Source organism: Janibacter melonis, from assembly GCF_020567375.1.
Lineage (GTDB): Bacteria > Actinomycetota > Actinomycetes > Actinomycetales > Dermatophilaceae > Marihabitans > Marihabitans melonis.
The window spans coordinates 530,141-551,782 of sequence record NZ_JAJBZM010000001.1 but is presented as its reverse complement, the minus strand read 5'-3'; the positions used below and the strand labels follow the sequence as shown (position 1 = coordinate 551,782).

The 21,642-nt window shown below is 72.1% G+C and carries 24 protein-coding genes and 1 riboswitch; of the genes, 12 read left to right on the top strand and 12 right to left on the bottom strand.

What is annotated here, in order from left to right; translation table 11 throughout:
- Positions 1–41 precede the first annotated feature (41 nt).
- From LIV55_RS02620 to LIV55_RS02600, 5 genes are all read right to left on the bottom strand, one after another.
- On the bottom strand, positions 42–329 hold the full coding sequence (locus LIV55_RS02620; protein WP_229299088.1) for an excalibur calcium-binding domain-containing protein: 288 nt from the start codon (positions 327–329) through the stop codon (positions 42–44).
- A gap of 60 nt (positions 330–389) precedes the next feature.
- Positions 390–794 carry a hypothetical protein gene (locus LIV55_RS02615; protein WP_229299087.1) on the bottom strand — a complete coding sequence of 135 codons (405 nt, stop codon included), beginning with the start codon at positions 792–794 and terminating at the stop codon, positions 390–392.
- Complete coding sequence (locus LIV55_RS02610) at positions 791–1,990, bottom strand: TRAFAC clade GTPase domain-containing protein (protein WP_229299086.1); 1,200 nt, start codon at positions 1,988–1,990, stop codon at positions 791–793. The genes LIV55_RS02615 and LIV55_RS02610 overlap by 4 nt, the downstream gene beginning before the upstream one ends.
- A 143-nt stretch (positions 1,991–2,133) precedes the next feature.
- Positions 2,134–3,165 (bottom strand): restriction endonuclease, encoded by a 1,032-nt coding sequence (locus tag LIV55_RS02605; RefSeq protein ID WP_229299563.1) that lies wholly within the window; start codon positions 3,163–3,165, stop codon positions 2,134–2,136.
- Positions 3,166–3,295: 130 nt separating this feature from the next.
- Positions 3,296–3,457: a hypothetical protein gene (locus LIV55_RS02600; protein WP_229299085.1), complete on the bottom strand. Its 162-nt coding sequence runs from the start codon at positions 3,455–3,457 to the stop codon at positions 3,296–3,298.
- 31 nt (positions 3,458–3,488) lie between these two features.
- Between LIV55_RS02600 and LIV55_RS02595 the strand changes: the two genes are divergently transcribed.
- Complete coding sequence (locus tag LIV55_RS02595) at positions 3,489–3,632, top strand: hypothetical protein (protein ID WP_229299084.1); 144 nt, start codon at positions 3,489–3,491, stop codon at positions 3,630–3,632.
- A gap of 43 nt (positions 3,633–3,675) precedes the next feature.
- On the opposite strand, the gene LIV55_RS02590 is transcribed toward LIV55_RS02595, so the two are convergent.
- From LIV55_RS02590 to LIV55_RS02560, 7 genes are all read right to left on the bottom strand, one after another.
- Positions 3,676–4,557, bottom strand: a complete 882-nt coding sequence (locus LIV55_RS02590; RefSeq protein ID WP_229299083.1) for a cobalamin-binding protein — start codon at positions 4,555–4,557, stop codon at positions 3,676–3,678.
- A gap of 50 nt (positions 4,558–4,607) precedes the next feature.
- Positions 4,608–5,597: a PfkB family carbohydrate kinase gene (locus LIV55_RS02585; protein WP_229299082.1), complete on the bottom strand. Its 990-nt coding sequence runs from the start codon at positions 5,595–5,597 to the stop codon at positions 4,608–4,610.
- Positions 5,594–7,093 (bottom strand): purine-cytosine permease family protein, encoded by a 1,500-nt coding sequence (locus LIV55_RS02580; RefSeq protein ID WP_229299081.1) that lies wholly within the window; start codon positions 7,091–7,093, stop codon positions 5,594–5,596. Before LIV55_RS02580 ends, LIV55_RS02585 begins: the two co-directional genes overlap by 4 nt.
- A gap of 62 nt (positions 7,094–7,155) precedes the next feature.
- Entirely contained in the window at positions 7,156–8,148 is a 993-nt protein-coding gene (locus LIV55_RS02575) for an ADP-ribosylglycohydrolase family protein (protein WP_229299080.1), read from the bottom strand.
- Positions 8,145–8,852: a GntR family transcriptional regulator gene (locus LIV55_RS02570; RefSeq protein WP_229299079.1), complete on the bottom strand. Its 708-nt coding sequence runs from the start codon at positions 8,850–8,852 to the stop codon at positions 8,145–8,147. Before LIV55_RS02570 ends, LIV55_RS02575 begins: the two co-directional genes overlap by 4 nt.
- Before the next feature lie 145 nt (positions 8,853–8,997).
- Positions 8,998–10,410 (bottom strand): SPFH domain-containing protein, encoded by a 1,413-nt coding sequence (locus LIV55_RS02565; RefSeq protein WP_229299078.1) that lies wholly within the window; start codon positions 10,408–10,410, stop codon positions 8,998–9,000.
- Entirely contained in the window at positions 10,407–12,128 is a 1,722-nt protein-coding gene (locus LIV55_RS02560) for an SPFH domain-containing protein (RefSeq protein WP_229299077.1), read from the bottom strand. The genes LIV55_RS02565 and LIV55_RS02560 overlap by 4 nt, the downstream gene beginning before the upstream one ends.
- Before the next feature lie 191 nt (positions 12,129–12,319).
- On the opposite strand from LIV55_RS02560, the gene LIV55_RS02555 reads away from it, so the two are divergent.
- The 11 genes from LIV55_RS02555 (at position 12,320) to LIV55_RS02505 (ending at position 21,623) form a co-directional block, all read left to right on the top strand.
- Positions 12,320–12,943, top strand: coding sequence for an LON peptidase substrate-binding domain-containing protein (locus LIV55_RS02555; RefSeq protein WP_229299076.1), 624 nt, complete (start codon positions 12,320–12,322; stop codon positions 12,941–12,943).
- Positions 12,944–13,019: 76 nt separating this feature from the next.
- Entirely contained in the window at positions 13,020–13,850 is an 831-nt protein-coding gene (locus LIV55_RS02550) for an SDR family NAD(P)-dependent oxidoreductase (RefSeq protein WP_229299075.1), read from the top strand.
- Between the two features lie 194 nt (positions 13,851–14,044).
- Positions 14,045–14,140: riboswitch (TPP riboswitch) on the top strand.
- Positions 14,132–14,956 (top strand): hydroxyethylthiazole kinase, encoded by an 825-nt coding sequence (gene thiM, locus LIV55_RS02545; protein WP_123093368.1) that lies wholly within the window; start codon positions 14,132–14,134, stop codon positions 14,954–14,956. Its footprint overlaps the riboswitch before it by 9 nt.
- The gene (thiE, locus tag LIV55_RS02540; protein WP_229299074.1) at positions 14,950–15,603 is read left to right on the top strand and encodes a thiamine phosphate synthase; all 654 of its coding nucleotides are present in this window, start codon (positions 14,950–14,952) and stop codon (positions 15,601–15,603) included. Before thiM ends, thiE begins: the two co-directional genes overlap by 7 nt.
- Positions 15,600–16,415: a bifunctional hydroxymethylpyrimidine kinase/phosphomethylpyrimidine kinase gene (gene thiD, locus LIV55_RS02535; protein ID WP_229299073.1), complete on the top strand. Its 816-nt coding sequence runs from the start codon at positions 15,600–15,602 to the stop codon at positions 16,413–16,415. The genes thiE and thiD overlap by 4 nt, the downstream gene beginning before the upstream one ends.
- A 58-nt stretch (positions 16,416–16,473) precedes the next feature.
- Entirely contained in the window at positions 16,474–17,238 is a 765-nt protein-coding gene (locus LIV55_RS02530) for a hypothetical protein (protein ID WP_229299072.1), read from the top strand.
- A gap of 77 nt (positions 17,239–17,315) precedes the next feature.
- Positions 17,316–17,675: a hypothetical protein gene (locus tag LIV55_RS02525; RefSeq protein WP_148041620.1), complete on the top strand. Its 360-nt coding sequence runs from the start codon at positions 17,316–17,318 to the stop codon at positions 17,673–17,675.
- 66 nt (positions 17,676–17,741) lie between these two features.
- Positions 17,742–18,812, top strand: a complete 1,071-nt coding sequence (locus LIV55_RS02520) for a WD40/YVTN/BNR-like repeat-containing protein (RefSeq protein WP_123093365.1) — start codon at positions 17,742–17,744, stop codon at positions 18,810–18,812.
- Positions 18,813–18,915: 103 nt separating this feature from the next.
- Positions 18,916–19,779, top strand: a complete 864-nt coding sequence (locus LIV55_RS02515; RefSeq protein WP_123093364.1) for an MOSC domain-containing protein — start codon at positions 18,916–18,918, stop codon at positions 19,777–19,779.
- Between the two features lie 12 nt (positions 19,780–19,791).
- Entirely contained in the window at positions 19,792–20,871 is a 1,080-nt protein-coding gene (locus LIV55_RS02510; RefSeq protein ID WP_229299071.1) for a permease, read from the top strand.
- The gene (locus tag LIV55_RS02505) at positions 20,871–21,623 is read left to right on the top strand and encodes a ZIP family metal transporter (RefSeq protein ID WP_123093362.1); all 753 of its coding nucleotides are present in this window, start codon (positions 20,871–20,873) and stop codon (positions 21,621–21,623) included. Before LIV55_RS02510 ends, LIV55_RS02505 begins: the two co-directional genes overlap by 1 nt.
- Positions 21,624–21,642 lie beyond the last annotated feature (19 nt).

Sequence of the window (21,642 nt, the reverse complement as noted above, 5' to 3'; positions counted from 1 at the left end):
GGGGTACCAGCGGCGGCGCGTGGTGGGCGCGCCGGGCTGGGTCAGCGCTTCTCGCAGGCCACGCCGTCCTTGTCGCGGTCGTGCTTCTTGTTGGCGTTGTAGACCTTGGTGTTGACCCGGAAGTTCGTCACGGGCTTCGTGCCGCTCTTGGTCTTGTCGCGCGCGCCGGCCTTGCCGACGCCGTGCTTGTAGGTCTTGTTGAGCTCGGTGCAGTTCTTGTAGACCTTCACGCCGGCGGACGCGGTGGTCGGGGCCGGCGCTGCGAGCGCGACGGCGGCGGGGGTGAGGCAGACGAGAGACGCGGTGAGCGTCGCGAGGGTGCGGCGCATGAGGTGAGCGTAGATGCAGTGTGAACGGTGCGTCTGGCGTTTGCGCAGATCGGCGGCTCGTCAGGCCTTGTGATCCGACCGGGCTGTCACGTGTCGCAGCACCTCGGTAGCTGAAGGTGGGGTGTCGCGGTCCCACACGAGCTCGAAGGCTTGCTGGACGAATGGCCAGACCCTCTGCTGCCCTTCAGCGGCAGAGGTGATCGCCTCCGCGGGCGCACCTGCGAGCACGAACTCGTGGGGGATGACTCGCCCGGCGCTGTCGCGCCTGCCCAGGGGGTCGTCGATACGAAGTGCACGGGTTTGATCTGGGCCCTCATCGACGCCCGGTCCGTCGGGCATTGACGCGAAGGCGGCCTCGTATGTCGGGAGGGGGTCGACGTGGCCGCCGTCGAGGAGGAAACGGAAGCCCCAGGTGCGTCCACGGGTTGCCCAGATCAGCCCGCTGGGGATCTCGTCCGAGGTCACACTGCCGTCCTGATCACGCTGTCGGCTCGACCCTCTTCCAGGTCCTGCTTCATCTGGGTGAGCGTCGCGCGGAGGTAGTCGTGCTGAGCCCTCGCCTGCTCGTTCTGCTCCCGAAGGGCTGGGCCAGCCATCTTCGCTGCCATGGCCAGGAGCGGCGTGCCTCGCGTGATGACCTGACGAGCAACTCTGACCCGGCGGTCGGGCAGCATCGACAGTGCTTTGTCGAGCTTCGCGAAGTTGGATCCCGTGATTGCTTTGGCGATGAGATCTGCCCCGTCGGCGAGTGAGTCCAGGACCTTTCGTGGGACATCCATCTTCGAGGCCCACAGGACCCGTCGTTCGAGCGGCAGGAGGGACGCCACTGGAAGCACGAGATCAAGACCGACCCGTGCCGTGGTGTCGATCGAGGTGGTGTGCTGCGGGCCCTGGTCCAGCGAGAACTTCGCGGACGACAGGAGGAGGAAGTCCTCACCGAGCGAGAGCGCGTCGGGGGTCTCGACCAACTCTTGGATCGTCGACCTCAGCCTTTCGATGTCGTCAGCCGCGTTGAGGACGAGCAGGTCGCGGAAGTTGTCGACGTCCCAGTCTGGGTAGAGGTCGGCTTTGGAGAGAGCCAGGATCCAGATGCGTGGGAACTCCACAAGCCGGCCTTCCTCAGCGAGGAGGTCGTCCTTCAGGCGAAGCATTGCCTGGCGGAAATTGCCGAAGAGAGACTTCAGATAGCGGGCTTCCTCCCCTCGATGGTCAGCCAGCTTCTGACCGTCGACGAGCAGCAGGGCGACGTCTGAGCGAAGAAGGGACCGGAAGGTGTCGGTGCGTCGAGTCGCCTCGCTGAAACTGCTCGGCTCTGACTCGAACCACTCACCCGGGTAGTCGTGCCAGGCGAGACGGATCACGTCGAACGGACGCTTGTCTCGCGCCCGGTCGCCTGCGCTCTTCAGCTTGACCGAGAAGTTATACGTGTCGCTGGCGAAGCGGGTCGCCGGTGGCGCGACCGCCTTGTCACGCATCCCCAGGTAATTCTTGAGGAGTCGGTTGCCCTGACCGGCGTCATCGGCAACGAGATCCCAGAGGTCGCTCGCACCGGACGCGGACTGCGACGGGCCGAAGAACGAGGACACCAGGACCGTCTTCCCTGATCCGCTCTCACCGAAGACCGCGATGTGCTGCTCTTTGACCCGGGGGTATGTTGCCACACCGAGAACGTAGCCCAACCTATTCGGGTACACCCAGTCGAAACACGGGGATTTCGTCGGAGAGTGCAGCCTTTGAGAGCACTGCCCGGTCAGTGTTGAACGAGGCCCAGTCGCGCTCTTCGCTAGGCTCGATGTCGCGGTGCCTAGTACCCCTCGGCGTCCCGATCCACCACGAACACCTGACGTAGTGGAATTCGAGAGCGCCACCTTGGCGGGAGATCCGTGTAGTGGTCGAGCGTGAGGTCCACGATTTCCTCAGCGCCGAGCAGACGGAGGTCGTGCCGTTGGCGTTCAACTGCACGGGCCTGAGCCGAGTAGCCGCCTAACGAGACGAACAGCCCCGTCTCGCCCTGGCTCAGCGTCCCGGTCAGCTGGTTGACCTCGGGGATGCCCATCGTCGTGTTCGTCCTCTTGCACTGGACCTTGATGACCCCTTCAAGACCGAGCAGGTCTCGGTGGGCCACGACGTCGACACCCCCATCCCCTGAGTACTGCGTGACACGGGCTCGGTATCCGGTGGCTCGCAGTAGATCGGCGGTGAACTGCTCGAATTGGGCGGGTTCCAGTGTCAGGAGGGTACGAAGAACAAGGTCGCGTGTGTATTGCTCGACTCTCGCAGCGCTGGGCTCCTCGTCGGCGGCCCGTGTGACAGGAGAGTCGGCCCCGCCGGCGTCATCGTCGCCATGACCCTCCTCAATCACTGGGTCATCTGGCGTGTTCCCTGCGAGGAAGGCTTCGAAGAGGTGCCGGTTGTTGCGGACCTCGAACATAGTGACGGCGCTGCCGATCTCGTAGAGGGCCGGCTGCGGGAAGGTTGATCGGGGTACGTCGGTCTCCAGCCACTCGACTCGTCGGCGGTGCCGTTGAACCGCTCCGGACATAGCCCACTCGTAGGGGCCGACTAGTCGACCGAAGTTCACAGTGCTCTTGGCGCGGTTCGGAGCGATGATGAGGTCACCCGGTGCGGCGACGAAGGCGAAGCGGCGGAGAAGGCCGGCCCAGACCGGGATTGCCCCGGGTTTGGCATGGGGGTAGCGCTCGGAGACCGCACGCTTCATCGCGGCCTGATCGTTTCCGATCTCTCGTAGGTCTCCCATGTCGTCCCAACCGATTGCCACAAAACCTCGCTCGACCAATTCGTCGGCAGGAATGGTGTCGTTATGGATGCCCCACATCTGGGTCACGGGCTTGCTCCTCGGCGTCGGGGGTGTCACTTCATCCTTGCCGATTGGAAGGGTTGGGGTGCTGCTGACACCTCTGTAAGAAGTGATCCGGTTCTGCGCCGCGACCGATCTGGCGATCCTACTAGGACAGTGTTTTCCGCGCGTCGTCGCTTATCGCAACGGGCAGCTGACGACTTAACGCGCGATGCGGCGCGTATGGGTGGGCCATCGACTCAGCCGCGCTGTACGGCGTCGGGTGGACCCGGAAGGTGTCGTCGAGCGGCACGGTGGTGATGACCTTCACCTACCCGCACCAGGTGGCAGATCACGGGTGGGTGATCGAGTCAACCCGGTACCGGTGGAGCAACGGGGCGTGGGCGCGGACGAGCAGCGACATCCAGGTCATGGCCTCGGACCGCGCCGCGTACGACGCGATGGGCTGGCGAGTGCCGTACCTCAAGAGGTTCCCGACCTTCTGACCGGGCCTCTTACCCTCGGGACTTGCATCCGCCCGCGGCCCGCTCAGTCGATCAGCCGGGCCGCGCCCGGGTCAGGTCCGCCCACCCGGTCAGGGTGCAGGATCCCGGCCAACGCCTCCACCCCGTCGACGACCCGCGGCCCGGGTCGCGCGTAGGACCCGTTCGCGTCGACGGCCCACACGGGCACCCCGGGGAAGCGCTCTGCGACGACAGCCGCCTGCTCGGCAGCGCCGTCGAGGTCGTAGCCGCACGGCGCGCAGATGACGACGTCGGGTGCGGCGTCAACCGCGGCCTCCCACGTCGTCTGCTCCGACCTCTCGCCGGCGACCCCGAGCACCGGCTCGCCGCCCGCAGCGACGACCATCTCCGGGATCCAGTGGCCCGGCGCGAAGGGAGGGTCGGTCCACTCGAGGACGAGCACACGAGGTCGCTCGGCCCCGGCCACCGCGTCGGCGACAGCAGCCAGGCGCTCCCGCAGCGACCGGACCAGTGAGTCGGCCTCCGCCCGCCGTCCCACGGCATCGCCCACCGAGATCACCGAGGCCAGCACCTCGTCGATCGTGTGCGGGTCGAAGGTCAGCACATCCGCCCGGCACCCCAGGTAGGCCATCGCCTCGTCCACCGCGGTGACGTCGATCGCGCACACGGCGCACAGGTCCTGCGTGACGACCAGGTCGGGGTCGAGCTCGGCCAGGGCGTCGGCCTGCAGGTGGTACAGGTCGTCGCCGCGCCCCAGCGAGGCCTTGACGAAGTCGTCGATCTCCCGGGGCGACAGGCCCTCGGGCATTGCCGAGGTCGAGACCACCCGTCGCTCCCGGGCCTGCGCCGGGTGGTCGCACTCGAAGGTGACCCCCACGACGTCGTCTCCCGCGCCCAGCGCGAAGAGGATCTCGGTGGTCGAGGGCAGCAGGGAGACGACACGCACGAACCGATCCTAGGGACCGACCACCCGGCCCCCAGCCACCCGACGCCCCCTCAGGACCTCGCGGGGGCGGGGGACGCCCCTTCGCCCGGCTGGGCCGCTCGACCCGCGCTCTGAACGAGCTCGTCGATCTCGCCCCGGAGGGGAGAGGTGGCCGGCCCACGACGCGTCACCGCGATCGCCGCAGCGGCCGCAGCCCGTCGGACCGCCTCGAGGAGAGGCTCTCCCGCCACGATCCCGGCGCAGAGCACCCCCGTGTGCGCGTCACCTGCGCCGTTCGTGTCGACGGGCACCATCTCGAAGGCCGGCACGTGCACCGGCTCGGTCCCCGGCGCCGCGACCCAGCAGCCGTCGCGGTTCACCCGGACCACGACCGTGGCGTCGAGCGCCGCAGCCGTCTCGGTCGCGATCCCGGCGGGGTCGGACGTCGTGCCGATGCCGAGACGCGTGTGCAGAGCGCGGGCCTCCTCCTCGTTCGCCGTCCACAGGTCCGCGCGGGCGGCGATCAGGGCGAAGACGTCCGACGGCACCTGGGCGATCATCGGCGACGTGTCGACGACGACCATGACCTCGGCGGGCGCCCGGGGGAGCCACAACGTGATCGCCGCCGCGTTGCCCGGGTGGTAGAGCCCGTACCCGCTGACGTAGACGACGTCGCCCTCACGGACGTGCGCCTCGTCGAGGTGCCGCGCGTCGAGCTCGCCCTCGGCGCCCACCGTCGAGACGAAGGTCCGCTCGGCCGTCGCGTCGACGAGCGCGACGCAGAAGCCGGTGTCGAGAGCCGCCTCGGCCGCGTTGACGACCTCGACACCCTCCTCCTCCATCGCCGCCCGCACGATGTCGCCGAAGCGGCCGGTGCCGTGAGCCCCGGCGTAGACGACCTCGGCGCCGTCCCGCCGGGCGGCGGCCATGACGTTGAAGCCGCCGCCCGCGGTGAGGGTGTAGCTCGAAGCGAAGACGTCCTGCCCGGCGGCCGGCACCTCGTCGACGCTCATGACGAGGTCGACGATGGCCTGGCCGACGTGGACGACGCGGCCCGTCATCGTCGGGCGCTCTTCTCGCCGCGGGCCACGGCGCCCGCGCCTCGCGCCCCGCCGAGGGCGAGGTAGATCCCGCCGGCGACGACGAAGGACATGACCCAGCCGAGGCCGTTCTGGCCAATCCACGTGTCGTACAGGGCGCCGGTGAACCAGACCTCGTCGGCGGTGACCTGGGCGCGGGTGAAGAGGTAGCCGAGCACGATGGCCACCGCCCACGCGGTGAGCGCTCGCCACTCGACGCCTCCGCGGTACCAGTACGCCGAGCTCCGGCTGAGGTCCATGAGCCCCGCGGAGTCGTAGTCGGCGCGACGCGTGAGATCCACGAGGAAGACCGCGACCCACGCGGTGACCGGCACGGAGAGCAGGGCGATGAAGGTGATGAAGGGCCCGTAGAAGCTCGAGGCGAAGAGCATGAAGTAGATCGCCCCGGCGGTGGTCACGACGACGTCGACGATGACGGCGTAGACGCGCTTGATGCGGATGCCGAGGGTCAGCGTCGTCAGGCCGGCCGAGTACACGGAGAGGTGGTTCGACAGCAGCAGACCGCCGAAGGCCGCCAGCAGGTAAGGGACCGCGACCCACTCGGGCAGCAGGTCACGGATGGCCGCGACGGGGTCGCTCGCGGAGCCGAGCGAGGGATCGCCCACGGAGAGCAGGCTGCCGAGACCGATGAGCAGGACGAGCGGGATCCCCGCGCCCGCCGACGCCGATGCGACGAGCTGACCCGCCCGGACGCGCGGCGCCTGGTAGCGCGACATGTCGGCCCCGGCGTTGGCCCAGCCGATACCGGTGCCGCCGGCGATGATCCCCACGCCGACGACCATCGCGACGGCCGGGCCGGCCGGGGCGGACGTGACCGCCGACCAGTCGACGGTGGCGACGAGGAAGGCGGCGACGAAGACGTTGAGCGCGCCGAAGGCCCACGTGGCGTACTTCTGCACCCGCACGAGGAAGGAGTGACCCATCCCCGACACCGCGACGGTGAGGAAGACGAAGATGAGGATGCAGGCGATGGCGAGGACGGGCACCTGGTGCGCGTCGGCGTCGGTGCCGAAGAGCAGGGCCGAGAGCGAGAGCAGCGCGAAGGCGGCCGTCGCCGTGTTGACGGTCTCCCAGCCCAGGCGCGAGCCGAGGGACACCAGCGTCGGCAGGACGTTGCCGCGGACGCCGAAGACCGCGCGGCTGAGGGTCAGGCTCGGTGCTCCGCCCCGACGACCGGCGATCGAGATGAGCCCGACGAGCGCGAAGGAGCCGAAGGCGCCGATCGCCGCGACGACGAGCGCCTGCCACAGGTTGAGCCCGAGCGCGACGAGGGTGGCGCCCAGCGGGATGCCGAGGATCGAGATGTTCGCGGCGAACCACACCCAGAAGAGCTGCAGCGGGTGGCCGTCACGCTCCTCGACGGGCACCGGCTCGATGCCGCGCTGCTCGAAGGACGCGCGGACGCGAGTGCGCCCGCCGTCGTCTACCGGGGTGCTGACCTCATGAGGCGTGGACATGCGTGTGCTCCTTTGCATACGGGTGTGGCGGGCGGTCCGAAGGGGGATCGCGCCCGGGAGAGTCAGGAGGGGCGGGGTGCGGAGTCTCGGAGACGGGTGAGGGCCAGAGCCCTGGAGGCGAGGTCGACCTGCGACACGCGGAGCACGTCGTCGACGACCTCGGCCGGTGCGGGAGGGGCGTCGGCCGTGGCGCCGAGCATGGCGCCGGCGATGGCGGCGACGGTGTCAGTGTCGCCGCCGACGCTCGCCGCCTGGCACAGGGCCTCGAAGGGGCGGTCGACGAAGTGGTGAGCGAGGACGATCGCGGCGACGACCGACTCCTGGCTGCTCACGGAGGTGCCGATGATGTCGACGACGAAGTCGACGCACTCGTCGTCCGAGCCGAAGGTCTGGGCCAGCGCCCATCGAGCCTTGGCCGGTACCGATGCCCCGGCGCGCCAGTGGCCTCGCGCGAAGGCCGCCTCTCCTGCCCTCAGGCCGACGTCGAGCGCGGCGTCGAGGTCCGCGCCGTCGATCCCGGCGCTGATGACGGCGGCGACGGTGGTGGCCGCCGACAGGGCCAGACCGGTGTTGTGGGTCGGCCGGCTGGCGGCGACGACCGCCTCGAGCAGGGCGGCCGGCTCGCCGAAGGCGATGCCGACAGGCGCGATGCGCATCGCCGCGCCGTTCGTCGTGCCGAAGCGGCCGCTCTCCTCCGGCGAGGCGCCGGCGGCGAGCTCGACGAGCGCGGCCTTGGTCGACGGCCCGAGCAGGTCCGACGAGCCACGGGCGCGCATGTCGTCCTCCCATGCCTGGAGGGCGTCGGCGAGCGCGCGGGGCTCGAAGGTCCCCCCGCCCTCGACGAGGAGGTCGGCGAGGAGCAGGGCCTGCTCGGTGTCGTCGGTGATCGAGCCCGCCGGCATGCCCGGGGCGATGGGCTGGTCGGGGGCGCCGTCGAGGAGCCGGTCGACCCGCCCGTACCGTGCGGCGATGTCCGCCCGGCTCATGCTCTGGGTCGGCATGCCGAGGGCGTCGCCGACGGCGAGGCCGACGAGGGTGTTGAGGGCGCGGGTCATGCACGGTCTCCGAAGGTCGTGTGGAGGCGGAAGTGGCGAGGGTCGAGCGAGGAGACGACGTGCTCGACGACGTCGCCGCGCGCGCTGCGCGAGGTCCGCACGGAGCGCAGGAAGGGCTCGCCCTCGCTCCGGCCGAGCAGCTCGGCCTCGCGGGCGGGCAGCTCGACGAGGCTGACCTGCTGGTCGCCGCCGGTGGCGCGCAGGCCGGCCTGGGCGAGGGTCTTCGTGATCGACCCCTCGACCAGACCTGTGCGGGGGAGGTCGCGCAGGATCCCGGTGGCGGGGACGGACGCGCACTCGAAGGACACCGCCGTGCCGTCGCCCAGACGTCGCACACGGCGCACCGCGACGGCCTCGTCGAAGCCGATGTCACGAGGCGCGTCCGGGATCTCCTCCACCGAGATGAGGTCGATCGACAGGATGGTCACGTCGAGGTCGACCCCTCCGACCGCGAGCGCCTGCGCCCAGCCCAGGGGGCTGTTGAGCGCGACGCCGTCGAAGGTGACGAAGGAGCCGACCCCCATCTGGGTGTCGACGAGGTTCTGCCGCTGCAGCTCGGCGATGGCCTGGCGCACGGTCCCGCGGCTGACCCCGAGATCACGGGCGAGCTCGGCCTCACCGGGCAGCTTCTCGCCGTCGCTGAGGTCGCCGACGTGGATCTGCTCCCTCAGCAGGGAGGCGACGCGCTGGTACTTCGCGTTCACGGTGCTCCGTCCTGTCCATACCTGTCTATACCTGAATAGTCCTGACCAGGCGCTCGGTTGTCAACGGGGTCCCACGAATCTCTCTGCGAACAGCGAAGAGCCCGCCAGTCCTCTCGGACCGGCGGGCTCTCGTGCGGGGGTGGGGTCAGGCGTCGCCCTTCGCGCCCTTCCCGGCACGCTGGACGAGACCGGCAGCCGCCTCGCCGGCGGCCTGCTGGACCCTGCGGGCGCTCGGCGGCGGGGGCGTGGTTTCGAGGCTCGTACCTCGCACCTCAACCGACGAACGACGCGAGCCACCGCCCTCAACCATCGAGGGGAGGAGCTGGGCCATGAGCAGCGTCGAGAGCGCGGAGCTGTCCCCGCCAGACCCGTCGGTCTGCACGATGACCGGGCGCGGCGCCTGCTCGGCGAGAGCGGCACCGACGTCGAGCCGGCGACGGGCGAGCTCGTACCCGAGCACCGCGCGGTTGTCGCGGTAGGCCGTGGCGAGCTGCTCCTGGGCCTTCGCCTCGCCCTGGGCGGCGACGAGGTTGGTGCGCGCGCGCGTCTCGATCTCATAGCGCACCTTCTGCGCCTCGGTCTCGCGCTCCTCGAGCATCTGCGCGACGTCCTTGCGCGCCTTGTTCAGCGACGCCTGGACCTCGACGATCTTCGCGTCCCGCACCTTCTTCGACCGCTCGATCTCCATGAGCAGCGTGTCGATCCGGCGCTTGCGGGTGAGCTCCCACTCCTTCTCGTACGCGACGAGCTCCTTGGCCACGCGCTCGCGCGTCGCGAGGTGCTCGCGGTACTGGTCGGGCAGCTGCACGTCGGGGATGTTGCAGCCCATGATCTGCACGCCGTAGCGCGTCAGCTGCCGGTTGAGCAGGTCCTGCATGTCCTTGACGTCGCTGCCGCGCAGGTCATAGGCGCTCTCCGTGCGCACCTGGCGGCTGCGCTGGCGGATCGCGTCCTGCACCGAGTTGCTCAGCACGAGGTCGAAGTTGCCCGCGCCGATCGTCTGCACGAAGCGGATCGCGTCGACGATGCGGAAGCGCAGGAAGAACTCGATCGACTTCAGCGGCACGTTCTCGTGCGTCGGCGAGCTGAGCACCGGTGCGGTGTAGGGGATCTCGGTCGTGACATCGACGACGTACGCGACGCGCGCCCACGGGTGCCACAGGTAGTGCCGGCCGGGGGAGAGGCCCGGTCCGGAGATCGCGCCGAACTTCGTCAGCACCCCGACCGTGCCCTCCTCGATCTCGACGATCGAGCTGCGCCACCACCACAGGGCGGCGAGGACGAAGGAGAGCAGCGCGACGAAGATCGCCAGCCCGCCGAGACCGCCGTGGTCGACGGTCGTGAGGAGCAGCCCGCTGATGGCGGCCCACAGCCCGAACCACACGAGCGAGGTCCACCGCAGCCCGCGCTGGTCCTTGGGGATGACGACGGGCACGATCGCCCCGCCGTCGCCGCCGCGCAGCAGCCGTGCGACGTCGCCCCACCCGGAGACGGCCTCCTTGATCGAGCTCATCCCGCGGCCGCGCGCGGTCATCGTGTCCATGATCTGCTGGCTCATCGGGTGCCCCCGTCGTCAGTCGTGGCGGGAGTGGTCGGCGCGCCCTGCGGCGTCGCCGGAGGTGAGACCGGGGGACCGGACGGCGGCGAAGGGGGACCGCCCGCGGCCTCTCCCATCTGGGCCGCGACGGCCTCGTCGGTCACCGACTCGCGGATCTTGGCGATGGCCTCCTCGCCCTCGGGGCCGTCGGAGACCTCCGAGGCCGGGAGGATCTCGACGTCGGTCTCCTCGGGCGCCTGCAGCAGGTCGCCGATCTCCCCTTCGCGCTGCGCGACGCGCTCGGCGATGGCGCCGTGACGGTCGCGGATCGCGGCCATGTCCTCGTCGGTGAAGAGCGCGCCGCCCTGCCCGCCGACGAGCTCGCGAGCGATGCGCAGGTAGTCCACGCCGTCGCCCTGGTCGCCGACGCGCACGATCTGCGGCAGCGAGTCCGCGACGCTCTCCATCTTGTCGAGCATGTCCTGCTGGTAGCGGTAGTCGAGGATCTCGGGGGCCTGGGCCGCGCTCAGCGCACGGATGTCGAGCGCCTGGGCCTCGAGCAGCGCGGCGTTGGCGTTGGCCGTCGACTCCGACTCGACGAAGCGCTGACGGGCGAGCGCGTTCGCGCGGTTCGTCTCGCGCTCGAGCGCCGTGTCCATCTGCGCCTGGTAGCGCGCGATGTCGGCCTGGATCGCAGAGAGGCTCTCGTTGAGCGAGGCGAGGTCCTTGTTGAGATCTCCCTCGTTCTGCTCCTTCTTCAGCCCGAGCTCGTAGTCGTAGGTGTACGCCTCCTTCGCGACCCGGATCATCTCCGGCGCCGCGAGGTCCATGCGGTACTCCTGGGCCGAGGGCTCGGCGTGGGTGATGTTCGCCGTCGTCAGCTCGACCGCCGGCTGGAACTGCGCGTTGAGCTGCTCGAGCAGCCGCGCGGTGCTCTCGCCGACGAGGTCGTAGATGCCGCTGGCCTCCTGGTCGTAGATGAGCGAGCGCGTCGTCTCCGAGATCGCGTTGTTCAGCTTGTCCTGGAAGCCCTGGACGGCGCCGAGGACGAAGACGAACTCGCGCGCGTTGGCGATGCGGAACTGGAGGAAGAGGTCGACGCTCGCCTGCACGCCCGACTTCGTCGGGGCCTCGCGGATCGGGGCGTTGAAGGGGTACTCCCGCGTCGTGTTGACGATGTAGGAGACCCGCTTCCACGGGTTGAGCAGGGTGACGCGGCCCGGGCCGACCTCGGCCTCGACCTTGCCGAATCGGCTGATGAGCGCGGTGCACCCCTCGGGGACCATGACCATGCCCTGGCGCCACCACATGAAGGCGGCGAGCAGGAGCACGAGCAGCCAGTAGTGCGGCCCGAAGATGCCGAGCACGAGCCCGTCGAAGGGCAGCAGCACGATGCTGCCGGCGATGCCGAGCAGCGCGAGGGCGATGACCGGGAGCATCGCGCGCAGGCGGCGACCCTTCGGCATGACCATCGGCGTGATGACGTGGACCGGGCCGGCTGCGCCGGCCTCGTAGTGGCTGCGGCTCAGCGCCTCGGCGGCGTCGTCGAGGCTCACCGAGGCCGAGGTGATGCGGGTGCCGGCCGATGCCCCTTCGCCCCGGGCCGCCGGGAAGTCCGCGGCGTTGAGGTCGAAGCCGTCACCACCCCCGCCCGCGGCGCGGCCGACGGCCTGCCGGACCCCTGCGTTGCCGGCTGCCTGCCGGGCCATGTCCATGAACTGCTGCGGTGCGTTGCTCAAACCGTCTCCCCTGAAGGCGGTGGTGGGCTGGTTGCGCCCTACCCAACCACACGGCGACCCATCGATGGTCGAGGTGCGAGGGCCCCCAGGGCCCGAGCCTCGAGACCACGACACCCAGGGGCACCCGTTGTAGGCGACGCGTTCGCGCGAAGGGGGTGACATCGCACGGTCCGGGGTGCGACGTTGGTCCGATGGACGTGCTGCCGATGTTCCCGCTGGGGACGGCCCTGCTCCCCGGGCAGCCGCTGCCGCTGCAGGTCTTCGAGCCGCGGTACGTCGCGATGATGCGAGATGTCGTCGGCAGCGACCGGCGCTTCGGCGCGGTGCTCATCGAGCGAGGCTCCGAGGTCGGCGGGGGAGATCAGCGGTTCACGGTCGGCTGCGTGGCGAGCGTCGAGCAGATGGGCCGGCTGCCCGACGGCCGGCTCGTGCTGCTGGCCCGAGGGCAGGAACGCATCGAGATCGCACGGTGGCTGCCCGACGACCCGTACCCGCGGGCCGAGGTGCGTCCCCTGCCGGACCTCACGTGGACCGACGACGACGACCAGGGGCTCGCCGACACCGAGCGCGTCGTCAGGAGGGCCCTGGCGGTGATGAGCGAGCACCGCTCGCAGGTCTGGCCGGCCGACGTCGAGCTGGCCGACGACCCGGTCGCCCGGTGCTGGCAGCTGGCCTGGCTCTCGCCCCTGGGCTCCCTCGACCAGCTGACGCTGCTGCGCTCGACGTCGCCTCGCGAGCTGCTGGAGACGACGGCGCGGCTGACGAACGACGCGGTGGAGCTGCTGCACCTGCAGATGCCCGACGACCCGGCCTGAGCGTGGGCCGCGGCCACGGGGCGTCGCCCGGCGACTCTCCCGCACACTGGTGGCACCCCACCTCGAGGAGACCTGGATGGACCGCAAGACCGTCGTCATCACCGGTGCCAGCGACGGCATCGGCGCCGCCGCCGCGCGCGAGCTCGCCGAGCACGGGCACGAGGTCGCCGTCGTCGGGCGCTCCCGGGAGAAGACCGAGGCGGTCGCCGCCGAGGTGGGGGGCACCCCCTTCGTCGCCGACTTCGCCCGCCTCACCGAGGTGCGGGCGCTCGCCGACGCGCTCGGTGCGCAGTACCCGCGGATCGACGTCCTCGCGAACAACGCCGGGGGAGTCCTCGGCAGCCGGCGATTGACCGAGGACGGCTTCGAGGCGACCTTCCAGGTCAACCACCTCGCCGGGTACCTGCTGACGCGGCTGCTCCTGCCGACCCTCACCGCGAGCCGCGCGAGCGTCGTGCAGACCTCGAGCCTGGCGTCGCGGGTCATGGCGCGCTACGACCCCGACGACCTGCAGCTCGAGCACGGGTACTCCGAGCGCCGCGCCTACGGCAACGCCAAGCTGGCCAACATTCTTTTCACCCGCGAGCTGCAGCGACGGCACGGGGGAGACGGCATCTCCGCCGCGGCCTTCCACCCCGGCATCGTCGGGACGAACTTCGCCAGCGAGTCCTCCGTCGTCATGCGCGCCCTCTACCGCACGCCCCTGTCGAAGGTCCTCATGACCTCCCCGGCGAAGGGGGCCGACCAGCTCGTCTGGCTCGCCGAGGGCGAGCCGGGCATGGACTGGCCGGTGGGTCAGTACTTCGACGGCCGTCGCGTCTCCCGCACCTCCCGGGTGGCCTCGGACGAAGGGGTGGCCGCCCGCCTCTGGGACGAGTCCGCCGCGATGGTCGGCCTCGAGCCGTAGGTCGTCTCGCTGGTCGAGGTGCGACGAAGGAGCCTCGAGACCACGCCCTACGCCTCGGCGCCGCCGGCCTCCGCGGCCCGCGCCCGCGCCAGCTCGAGCAGCATGGCGTGGCTCTCCTGCACCTTCGCGGCGAGGACGAGCAACCCGTAGACGAGACCTGCGACCCCGGCGACCGCACCCCCTTCGCTATGGTCGTCGCTGACGCGGGGTGCCGCCTTCGAGCGGCTGAGAGCACACCCGTGGAACCTGATCTAGCTCGTACTAGCGAAGGGACGTCACCCATGAGCGTCGCCCTGCCCACCACCGCGCCGAGCGCGCACGACCTCGCCGACTGCTGGTCGCGCCTGCGCGCGGAGTCACCGCTGACCCAGTGCCTGACCAACATCGTCGTCGCACCCTTCACCGCGAACGTCCTGCTCGCCGCGGGAGCGTCGCCGGCCATGGTCGACAACCCGCACGAGGCGGGCCAGCTCGCCGCCGTCGCCGGAGCGGTCCTCGTCAACCTCGGGACCCCGTACGACGACACGGCCGCGGGCGCACGCGAAGGGGTGTCCGCCGCCCTGTCGTCCGGGACCCCCTGGGTCCTCGACCCCGTCGCCGTCGGCGGGCTCACTTGGCGCACGGGGCTGGCGCACGAGCTGCTCGCGCTCGGCTCGCCCGCCGTCATCCGGGGCAACGCCTCGGAGGTCCTCGCGCTCGGCGGCGGCAGCGGCGGCCGGGGAGTCGATTCCACCGACGACACCGCGTCCCAGGCCGTCCAGGACGGCGCCGGCGCGATCGCCCGCCGGCACCGCTGCGTCGTCGCCGTGAGCGGCGCGGTCGACCACCTCACCGACGGCGAGCGCACGGTGCGGCTCGCCCACGGCGACCCGCTGATGACACGGGTCACCGGTGTCGGGTGCGCGCTCGGCGCCCTCGTCGCGGCGTGCTGCGCGGCGACATCTGACCCGCTCGTCGCCGCGGCGACCGCGACGGCCGCGCTCACCCTCGCCGCCGACACCGCGGTGCAGACCGCGCGCGGGCCGGGCTCCTTCGCCGTCGGGCTGCTCGACGAGCTCGCGGCCCTCACGCCCGATCAGCTCGAGGAGCGGGTGGGGCTGTGCTGACCCGCCCGGTGCTCGACCTCGGCCTCTACCTCGTCACCGACCCGGTGATGACGCAGCGCCACGGGCTCCTCACCACGGTGAGCGCGGCGATCGACGGGGGAGCGAGCGTGGTCCAGCTGCGTGACCCCGACGCCGGTGACGACGAGGTCGTGGCCATGGGCCGGCTCGTGCTCACCGTCACCCGGCCGGCGGGCGTGCCCCTCATCATCAACGACCGGGCCCACCTCGTCGCCGAGATCGGCGCCGACGGCGCCCACATCGGCCAGGGCGACCTCGACGCGGTCGAGGCACGCCGGGTGGTCGGACCGCATGCGTCGCTCGGGCTGTCGTGTGCGCGGGTCGAGGAGGTGGAGCGGGCCGCGACGCTGCCGCCCGGCACCCTCGACTACCTCGGTCTCGGCCCCGTGTGGGCGACCCCGACCAAGCCCGACCACGACCCGGCGGTCGGGCTCGAGGGCCTGCGCGCGCTCGCCGCCGCGAGCCGGCTGCCGAGCGTGGCCATCGGAGGGATCGACCTCGACCGGGCGGCCGAGGTCATGGCCACGGGGGTCGACGGCGTCGCCGTCGTCAGCGCCGTCTGCGCCGCCGACGACCCACGGGCCGCCGCCGCGCGGCTGCGCGCCGTCGTCGACGGGGGTGCGGCATGAGCGTGCCCAACGTCCTGACGATCGCCGGGTCGGACCCGTCCGGCGGCGCCGGGGTCCAGGCCGACCTCAAGACCTTCGGCGCGCTCGGGGCGTACGGCTGCGCCGTCCTCACCTCGCTCACGGCGCAGAGCACGAAGGGGGTGACCGGGGTCCATCACGTACCGGCAGGCTTCGTGCGCGAGCAGGTCGAGACCCTCGTCGACGACGTCGAGCTCGCGGCGACGAAGATCGGGATGCTCGGCTCGGCCGAGGTCGTCGCCGTGGTGGGCGAGCTGGTGTGCAGGGGCGGGCTGGGCGAGGTCGTCCTCGACCCGGTGATGGTCTCGACGGCCGGCTCGCGGCTGCTCGACGAGGACGCCGTCGAGGGGGTGCGGGCCCTGCTGCCCGTCGTCGACCTCGTCACGCCCAACACCGCCGAGGCGGCCGTCCTGCTCGGCCTCACCCCGCACGCTGCGGCGCGCGACCTCGACGAGATGCACCGGCACGCGCAGGCGCTGCTCGACCTCGGGGCGGCCCGGGTGCTGCTCAAGGGCGGGCACGTCGCCGGGGACGAGTCGGTCGACCTGGTCGTCGACGGCACCGGGGTGCACGAGCTGTCGGCCCGACGGGTCCCGACACGTCACACCCATGGCACCGGGTGCACGCTGTCGTCGGCGATCGCCGCGCTGCGGCCGCGGGGGGACGCGTGGGCCGAGACCGTGGCACAGGCGAAGGACTGGTTGACCGGCGCGCTCACCCACGCCGACGAGCTCTCCGTCGGTCACGCAGCGGGCCCTGTGCATCACCACTGGGCGCTGTGGCCGCGTGGTTGACTGACGAGGCGGTCGTCGACCGACCCGGTCCGACCGCCACGCGATGACGGGAGTCACCATGGGTTTCCTCGACAAGCTCTTCGGACGGTCCGACCAGACGCAGCAGCACCAGCAGGCGTCGGGAGGCTACGGCCAGCAGGGGTACGGGCAGCAGGGGTACGGCCAGCCCGCTCCGGGGTACGCTCCCGGCCCGCCGGCCCAGGGGCAGCAGCAGGTGAGCGACGAGCAGGCGCTCGCCCGCTACCGCTACCTCCTGCGCACGGCCCCGCCCGAGACCATCGAGCAGACGCACGCCGAGGCCTTCGCGCAGCTCACCCCGGAGCAGCGCCAGCAGGTCCTCGCCCAGCTCTCGCAGGACCTGCCGCAGGGCGAGGCACCGCGCTCGGACGACCCGCGTGACATGGCGCGGGCCGCGACGCGCGCCGAGATGCGCCAGCCCGGCTACCTCCAGTCGAGCCTCGGCGGCATGGGCCGTGGCGGGCGTGGGGGCGTCATGGGCGGCGGCTTCGCGGGGTCGATGCTCGGCACCGTGGCCGGTGTCGTCGTCGGCTCGATGATCGCCAGCGCGATCTTCGACGGCTACGGCGACTCGCCCGAGGCGCAGGAGGCCGGCGACAGCGGCGAGGGCCTGGGGTCCGAGGGCGGCCGCGAGGGCGCCCTGCCCGACGACGGCGGGTCCGGTGACGCAGGTGGGGACGCCGGCGGTGATGCCGGTGGCGATGCAGGCTTCGCGGACGCCGGGTACGACGCCAGCGGTGGGGGCGGCGACCTCGGCGGTGGCGACTTCGGTGGAGGGGACTTCGGCGGTGGCTTCGACTTCTGAGGTCGGGCGCGTCCACTACCGCTGCTGACACCGGCGGAGGATGATCGAGGGACACGACGAAAGGTGTGGTGATGCAGGTGAGCGACGCAGCCATCCGGATCTCGACCGGTGACATCGACCCGGAGCACCTGCGCGGGGCGCAGATCATGCTCGGCGACGTCGAGCTCGGCCGCTTCGACGGCGAGAGCTCGGTGACGTACGACATCCCTGCCGGACGTCACGTGCTCATCATCCGCGAAGGGGTCGGCTGGGTGACGGCGACGAAGCTCGTCGTGCGCCACGGCTACTGCGCGAACCTCCACCTCGCCCGGCGGGACGACCCGGACGGCGTCGGCATCTCGCTCATCGGCGCGCACGTGCTCCGGCGAGACGGGCAGGAGCCGATTGCCGAGAGCGACGAGCCGGGCGCCGAGCTGCTGCCGCACGACGTGGCCTGACCCGTCGCCGGCGGGCACCGCCACGCTCCGGTGGACAGGTCTGCCCCGCAGGAGGAAGGTCGGCGCATGCGCCACCTCGCCGCCGCCGCGTCCGCCCTCGCCCTGGCCCTCGGGGTCACGACCGCGGCGACCGCGTCGCCGGGCAGTCCCCCTTCACCGCCGGGCGCGAAGGGGTGGCAGACCCAGGTCGTCGACACCGACCAGAGCTTCCGCGGGCTGGACGCGGTCGACGGGCGGACCGCGTGGGTCACCGGCGGGAGCGTCAGCGACGGGGGAGCCGGCTCGGTCTACCGGACCACCGACGCCGGCCGGACGTGGCAGGACGTGCGCCCTCCGGGGTCGCAGGGGCTGGCCTTCCGCGACGTCGAGGCGCGTGACGCGCGGACCGCGTCGGTGCTCGCCATCGGCCCCGGCGAGGCGTCGCGCATCTACCGCACGACCGACGGCGGGCAGACCTGGCGCGAGACCTTCCGCAACCGCGAGGAGGCCGCCTTCTACAACTGCATCGCCTTCGCGCCGGGCGGGCGGGTCGGGCTCGGGGTGAGCGACCCGGTCGACGGGCGCTTCCGGATCATCCGCACGACGGACGGCGGGGCGAGCTGGCGGGTGCTGCCGTCACGCGGGATGCCGGACTCGACCGGTGAGGCCAACTTCGCGGCCAGCGGCGACTGCCTGACGATGTCGGGCCGCACCGCCGTCTTCGGGTCGGGGGGAGAGCGATCGCGGGTCTTCCGCTCCGACGACCTCGGCACGACGTGGCGGGCGAGCAGCTCCGGCATCCCCGCCAGCGAGGCCGCGGGGGTCTTCGCCCTCGCGCTGCGCACCCCGCGGCAGGGCGTCGCCGTCGGCGGCGACTTCTCCGACCCGGCGGACGGCTCGCGGGCGAGCTCGGTGACGCGCGACGGGCGCACGTGGCGCACGGCGGGCGACCTGCCTCACCTCGGCGAGGACGTCGAGTGGCTCTCGCGCCACCGCCTCCTCGTCGTCGGCGAGGGCGGCGGCATCGGGGGCACCAGCGCCAGCGACGACGGCGGCCGCACCTGGCGTCTCGTCGACCCCACCGCCTGGCACACCCTCGACTGCGAGCGCGGCACCTGCTGGGCCGCCGGCGGAGGCGGTCGCGTCGGCCGCTGGTGACCCGCCGCTCCTCGCACCTCACGGGCGCTAGCTGGTCGAGGTGCGAGGGCCCCCGGGCCCGAGCCTCGAGACCACCGACCCGGGCCCAGGCGATGATGACCCCATGCGCGTGACTGACATCCGTCTCTACCCGGTGAAGTCCCTCGCCGGGCAGGCCGTGACCTCGGCCGCCGTCGAGCCGTGGGGGCTGGCGGGGGACCGACGGTGGGGGCTGGTCGACGAGAGCGGCCACAAGGTCACAGCGCTCATGGACCCCCGCCTCCTCGCGCTCAGCTCCGAGCCCCTCGCCGGCGGCGGCGTGCTCGTGCGCCACGCCGAGCAGAGCCGCCGGGTCCACCCACCCCGCGGCGTCACCGCCCGGCCGATCGGCGGCGCGGTCGGTGCGCACGCCGTCCCGGCCGACCCGGAGGTCGACGCCTGGCTCACCCGACGGGTGGGGCGCCCCCTTCGCCTCGTGTGGCAGCCCGACCCGGCCGCCCGGGGCATCCCCGCCGAGCGCGGCGGGCAGCCGCCGGACTCGCTGAGTCTGGCCTGGTCCTCCCCGCTCGTGCTCACGACCCAGCGCTCGCTCGAGCGGCTGCAGGAGTGGGTCGACGAGACCGCCGACGAGCGGGGCGAGCGGCGCGCCGAGCGCCTCGTCATGGAGCGCTTCCGGCCCAACGTCGTCGTCGACGGCGACGCCCCCTTCGCCGAGGACGGCTGGTCGCGGGTACGCATCGGCGACGTGGACCACCGGGTGAGCGCGCTGTGCGACCGGTGCGTCGTCACGGGCGTTGACCCGGTCACCCTGCGCACCGGCGCGGAGCCGCTGCGCACCCTCGCCGCCCGTCGACGGTGGGACGGAGCGCTGTGGTTCGGGGTGCGTCTCGTGCCGCTCGGGACGGGCGAGGTGCGGGTGGGGGACCCCGTGCGTGCAGTGGCTGCACGACCGACGCCTACGCTGGATCAGGCCCCCACCACCGTCTGAAGAGGCACGCGCATGAGCACCGGTCCCGCCGATCTCGACCTGGGTGGCCCCGGCGGTCTGCGACCCTCACGACGTACGGTCGTCTCGACCGCGGTCGTCCTCGTCGTCGTCGCCATCGGCCTCAGCTGGGCGAAGTGGTGGCCCTACGCGCACAAGATCGACGGTCTCGTCGGCACCGGTGCGTGGGAGGGCAGCAGCCCGCTCGACGTCGCACGTGACGCGCCGTCGGTGTGGACGGGCGCGTGGGACTTCACCGTCGCCTACACCCAGGCGGTGTGGAAGGCGCTGCTCGTCGGTCTCGTCCTCGCTGCCGGCATCGACGCGCTCGTGCCGCGGCGCTGGGTGCAGCGTCTGCTCACCCGTCGCTCGACGACGTCGAGCGGCCTGCTCGCCGGCGCGCTGTCCCTGCCGAGCATGATGTGCACCTGCTGCGCCGCGCCGGTCGCGGTCTCCCTGCGCCGCAGCGGGGTGCCCGCCCCCTCCGTCGTCGCCTACTGGCTCGGCAACCCCGTGCTCAACCCGGCCGTCCTCGTCTTCCTCGCGCTCGTCGGCCCGTGGCAGTGGGTCGCCGCCCGGCTGCTCGTCGGGCTGGGCCTCGTCGGCGGCGCGGCGGTCCTCGCCGGCCGCCTGCTGCCCGGGCGGGTCATGCCCCCTTCGGGTCTCGTCGAGGAGGCGAAGGGGGAGGACGACCGCCCCGGTGGTCCGGTCACCCGCTTCGCGCGCAGCCTCGGGCGGCTGTCGATCACGCTCGTGCCCGAGTACCTGCTGCTCGTGGCCCTCGTCGGCGCGGGCGCCCACCTCGCCCCGGCCGATCTCGACCTCGGCGCCGGTCCGCCCGCGCTCGTCGCGCTCGCCGTCGTCGCGCTGCTCGTCGTCATCCCGACAGCCGGCGAGATCCCCGTGCTCCTCGCCCTGGCCGCCGCCGGCGCCAGCCCGTGGGTCCTCGGGCTCGCGCTCCTGCTCCTGCCCGCCGTCAGCCTGCCCTCGCTCGCCATGGTCGGTCGCGCGCTCACCTGGCGGGTGACCGCCGCGGTGGCCGGGCTCACCGTCGTCTCGGGCGTCGCCGCCGGGGCCGTCATCGCGGTGCTGTGATGCCGATCTGGGCGCAGGCCGGGCTGTGGGGTCTCGTCGCGGGGGGTGCGCTCGTCGTCGGTGCGCTCGTCGCGTGGTTCGTCGACGTCCCCCGTCGGGTCGTCGCCTCGGTCATGGCCTTCGGTGCCGGGGTGCTCATCTCGGCGCTGTCCTTCGACCTCGTCGACGAGGCGGAGACGACCGGGGGCCTCGTGCCCACCGTCATCGGCTTCCTCGTCGGCGCCGTCCTCTACCTCCTGGCCAACATCGCGCTCGCCCGGCGCGGTGCGCGGCACCGCAAGCGCGCGGGCGACGAGCAGCCCGGCGAGGACGAGCAGGAGGGCAGCGGGTCGGCGATCGCCGTCGGCGCGCTCCTCGACGGCATCCCCGAGTCGGTCGTCCTCGGCCTGTCGCTGCTCGGCGGGGGAGGCGTCGGGGTGCCGGTGCTCGCCGCGATCTTCATCTCCAACCTGCCCGAGGGCCTGTCGAGCGCGGCGGGCATGAAGCGCAGCGGGCGCTCGGCGCGCTACGTCTTCGGGGTGTGGGGCGGGGTGGCCGTCGCGAGCGGCCTCGCCGGGCTGCTCGGGTGCCTGCTGCTCCAGGGTGCCTCGCCCGAGGTCGTCGCCGCGATCACCGCGCTCGCCGCCGGCGCCATCCTCACGATGGTCGCCGACACGATGATCCCCGAGGCCTTCGAGCGCACGCACATGTATGCGGGGCTCATCGCGACGCTCGGCTTCCTCACCGCCTTCGTCATCGGCCGGGCCGGCTGAGACCAGTGCGGTGAGGAGA